General features: G+C 42.4%; 1 pseudogene. It reads right to left on the minus strand.

Annotation, left to right across the window (positions count from 1 at the left end):
- Positions 1-583 (minus strand): annotated as a pseudogene (locus tag HT669_RS11275) (hypothetical protein); the annotation flags it as partial.

The following is a 583-nucleotide window of genomic DNA, read 5'->3' on the forward strand; positions in this document are numbered from 1 at the left end:
TACGAGCTGGTGTTGTTACATCCACTGGTTGTGATGGTTTCTTGTTCGGTTCGGTTACTTTACCTGTACCTGGAACTTTTGTCTTAGGAAGGTTATCATTTGGCACTTCGCCTGAACCATTGTCGCCAATTGTGACTGTGATTGTTGTTCCATTTTCACCTGGAATTTCTACCTTAGTTCCTCGTGGGTATGTTGAGCCATCTGGTTTCTTAGGTGTTACAATCGCATTTCCATTTGGTTGTTGAGTAATTTCAATCTTACCTGGTTTTTCAGTTTCTGGTGTTGCTGGTGTTAGCTTAGCTGGTGTTGTTACATTAGGAACTTCCACAGCTGCTTTACCTGGTTCTGTAATCTTAGCATTACCTACAACCGTAGTATCTGGTAATTGATCATTTGGAACCTTAGCTGAACCATCTGCTCCAATCGTCACTTTAATTGGACGACCATCCTTACCTGGAAGTTCTACGATTGTTCCTTCTGGATAAGTTGAGCCATCTGGTTTCTTAGGTGTTACTGTAACGTCACCTGTAGTAGGATCTTGTGACAACTCTACTGTTGGTGTCTTACGAGCTGGTGTTGTTAC

It is taken from the genome of Streptococcus sp. 2100 (assembly GCF_013276335.1).
GTDB classification, from domain to species: domain Bacteria; phylum Bacillota; class Bacilli; order Lactobacillales; family Streptococcaceae; genus Streptococcus; species Streptococcus pseudopneumoniae.